Annotated in this window: 4 protein-coding genes and 1 tRNA gene; 3 read left to right on the top strand and 2 right to left on the bottom strand. The window is 44.1% G+C overall.

The genetic code is table 11. From position 1 onward, the window contains the following. Positions 1-232: 232 nt before the first annotated feature. Positions 233-305: transfer RNA gene (locus O9295_RS26755), tRNA-Arg, on the bottom strand. A gap of 56 nt (positions 306-361) precedes the next feature. On the opposite strand from O9295_RS26755, the gene surE reads away from it, so the two are divergent. The 3 genes from surE (at position 362) to O9295_RS26770 (ending at position 2,160) form a co-directional block, all read left to right on the top strand. Continuing rightward, positions 362-1,174 carry a 5'/3'-nucleotidase SurE gene (gene surE / locus O9295_RS26760; protein ID WP_288036297.1) on the top strand — a complete coding sequence of 271 codons (813 nt, stop codon included), beginning with the start codon at positions 362-364 and terminating at the stop codon, positions 1,172-1,174. A gap of 47 nt (positions 1,175-1,221) precedes the next feature. Continuing rightward, a complete protein-coding gene (locus tag O9295_RS26765; protein ID WP_012267496.1) occupies positions 1,222-1,803 on the top strand; it encodes a DUF3727 domain-containing protein in 582 nt (193 codons plus the stop codon). 135 nt (positions 1,804-1,938) lie between these two features. Further along, the gene (locus tag O9295_RS26770; RefSeq protein WP_041804974.1) at positions 1,939-2,160 is read left to right on the top strand and encodes a hypothetical protein; all 222 of its coding nucleotides are present in this window, start codon (positions 1,939-1,941) and stop codon (positions 2,158-2,160) included. Positions 2,161-2,836: 676 nt separating this feature from the next. Here the strand turns inward: O9295_RS26770 and O9295_RS26775 are convergent. Next, positions 2,837-3,108, bottom strand: a 272-nt coding sequence (locus tag O9295_RS26775) for a hypothetical protein (RefSeq protein ID WP_288036298.1), incomplete at its 5' end; no start/stop codon positions are given.

Below are 3,108 nucleotides of genomic sequence, written 5' to 3' on the forward strand. Positions count from 1 at the left end.
CAGGTGGTCAACTACCTAATTTTCAGGGAAAAAGTCCAGGAATTTTCCCCCCGATCCCCGCAATGGCTGGCACTTTTTGAGGGGAAAAAAGTCCAAAAGTCTTATCCAACAAGGTTTTTAGATTTATTCAGCAGACCCTAAGTAGATTTAAGCTTTTAGCTTAACAAATGACAGTTTTCCACCACAGGGGAGTTCCAATGATACTTTACAATGCCAACCCCTGATTTCTGAACGAGTACGGAGGGAGTCGAACCCCCGACACCCAGGACCGGAACCTGGTGCTCTATCCTCTGAGCTACGTACCCACAATAAAATACTATTATATTATACCACTAGCCGACGCAGTAGAGCAGAAATTTCTATGACTAGCGATCGCCCTTTAAAACTACTGATCAGTAACGATGACGGCATTTCCGCCCTAGGAGTCCGCACCCTCGCTCATACCCTCGCTACTGCGGGCCATCAAGTCACCGTAGTTTGTCCCGACGGCGAGCGCTCTGCTACCGGTCATGGCTTAACCTTACACCATCCCATCCGGGCCGAACAGGTGCAAGGAATTTTTCATCCCGATGTGATTGCTTGGTCTTGCTCGGGAACTCCCGCCGATTCGGTGAAATTTGCCCTTAGTGCCGTCCTCAAAGAGCGTCCCGATTTAGTTTTAGCTGGCATTAACCACGGGTCTAATCTCGGCACCGATATCCTCTATTCTGGCACGGTTTCCGCAGCCCTGGAGGGCTTAATCGAGGGTATTCCCAGTATTGCTTTTAGTCTGGCTAGTTTTAAAGCCTGTGATTTCCAACCGGCCGCCGATTTTGCCCTCACTTTAGTCAGGAAAGTTGCCCTTAACCCTTTTCCTCTTCCCACTTTACTCAATGTGAACTTCCCTCCGGTTAGTAGTGGCGAAATCAAGGGGGTGAAAATCACTAGGCAAGGATTGCGACGCTACGAAGAAACCTTCGAGAAAAGACTGGATCCTAGGGGTAAAAGTTATTACTGGTTAATTGGGGAAGTGGTGGAAGATATCGAACAACCGGACTATACCCATTTACCCCCGGAAGTGCCTACGGATGTGCGCGCTATTGGCGAGAATTTTATCACCATCACGCCCCTACAATACAATTTAACTGATGTGCAGGGGTTTCAACATTTGCACCGGAATTCTTGGTTTGATTGAGGATCATCTCATGATATTCTGATTCAATCATTAGCGTTTGAGAGCCTATGTCCCCTCAATTTAATTTTCAAGAAAACGAACTCGAAGAAGCGGATATCATAACCCTCTGGGATGAGCAAGGTCGATCGCTGGACTGTTATATTGAGAACGCCTATGAAACCGATGATCTCACCTATATGCTTCTTGTCCCCGTGGATACCCCGGTGATGATTCTAGCTTGGGATGAGGAATCGGAGGAAGAAGAATCTGATGCCTTCTTAATCGAAGATAGCGAGGAAATCGAGCGGATTTTCGCCGATGCTAAGGCAGTGTTAGCAGAATTAGACCTATTGCTCAAATCCACTGCCCACACCTTGACTGTTAGTGGTGAATTACCGCCCCTAGAAGAAGATAATGTTCTCAGTTTAGAAATTGATGGCGATGAACCCTCCTCGTCATCAGAGCCGGAAGAATTGCAATTTCTCGCCAGTTTCTTTTCGGAAGACCAAAAATACTCGATTTACAGTCCCCTAGCTCCTTTGTTATTCTTAGCCGTCGGTGATGCGGAAGGGAAAGTTGAATTAGTTTCCCCCGATGATGACGGGATGGGACCAATTCTAGAGGAACTTTTGTTTGATGAACTCGATTAATTACATAATTTTACCAAATCCGCCTGGCAAAATTTTTGATAAATCTAGTGACAGTATATCTTTCGGGATTTTATAAGTAAAGAGAGGGGCAAGCGGAACCCATCCGCTAAATCTTTGCTGCCATCCCGATATTTTATGGATAAAGATACTCGATTCGCCATTTTAGTCATTGGCATCCCCTTTCTAGGACTAGCTTACTGTGGCTTGATTTTTGCCGTGATGATTTATTGGGTCTGGGGCCGGGAACATCCCGTAACCATGGCCACTTTTTTTGTCCTTGCTCCTTCTTTGATTTCTGGCTCTATTTGGCTGTTAGCTTCCTATAAAGCCCGCCAAAAGCAGCGTTTGGGGTTATAGTTGAATGTAGAGGCCGATGGCATTCGTTCAAGAAGAATCAATAGGATAAAAAATGACCGCTTACATTTAAAAACGTATGATTAAATTTTTATCATCGACTGTCCTGATTGCCACACAACTAACAGCGATCGCTCCTAGGGCCGTCTCCCAACCTTAGACACTAACAGGCTCGATCGAGGTTTGGGAAGGGTTGCGAGTACTTACTTCTGTGCCTTCTGGTCAACGCTGGCAATACGGTAATCTTTGTGCAACTGATCGAGCTTTTAAAGATATCTATTAGACCTCTTGCAAAAGTCTTAAGTCGATCCTTGTACAGCAACATTTTTGAAGATTATCAACTACTAATAAATAATTAACTGAAAGTCCCTCCCATTATTGTTTCTATCGTTTGTTTTCGGATTTATGCAAGATATCTATTATGGGCAGTCAGTCGTGATTAGAAATGCTAACGATACCATAGTGGCAATCGGTAAACTAGGAGAAGGGAGATTTAATCAAAGTCAAGATTCTTCGTTGTGGACTTGCACATTTAAATTTTCCGTACCTAATGTACCAGAATCACCTTTTGACACTATATCGGTCGGGGGAAGAAAACCGCTCGCCTTAACCCTTGAAGACCTAAAAGCAAGGAACTGGATTTTAGAATTTACATTAAGTCTTTAGTGTCAACCCCAGCCTAAACGATGGCGATCGCTGTCAGGGATTGGGGAAAAAAACCAAAAAGTTTAGCAGCCCCTCCTAAAATGGCGACAACTAGGGCGATAAAAATCCCCCGGTTGGTAAATTCCTGATAAGCAACCCCTGTCGTTAGGGACTTCCAGAGAATAAAATACCCAACAAAAAAATAGAAAAGTGTTTTTTTGAAAAAGTAATTATTTTTGTCTAGGAAAACAAAGAGTCTCCCATTACAACCTATTTTTCCGAAAAAATAGGCAGCACAAACTCTTA

This window comes from Microcystis sp. LE18-22.4A (assembly GCF_027531105.1).
GTDB lineage: Bacteria > Cyanobacteriota > Cyanobacteriia > Cyanobacteriales > Microcystaceae > Microcystis > Microcystis aeruginosa.

What these genes read in the sequence shown, in the direction of transcription:
- surE (WP_288036297.1), top strand. Translation starts at nt 362, where the DNA reads ATGACTAGCGATCGCCCTTTAAAACTACTGATCAGTAACGATGACGGC.
- O9295_RS26765 (WP_012267496.1), top strand. Translation starts at nt 1,222, where the DNA reads ATGTCCCCTCAATTTAATTTTCAAGAAAACGAACTCGAAGAAGCGGAT.
- O9295_RS26770 (WP_041804974.1), top strand. Translation starts at nt 1,939, where the DNA reads ATGGATAAAGATACTCGATTCGCCATTTTAGTCATTGGCATCCCCTTT.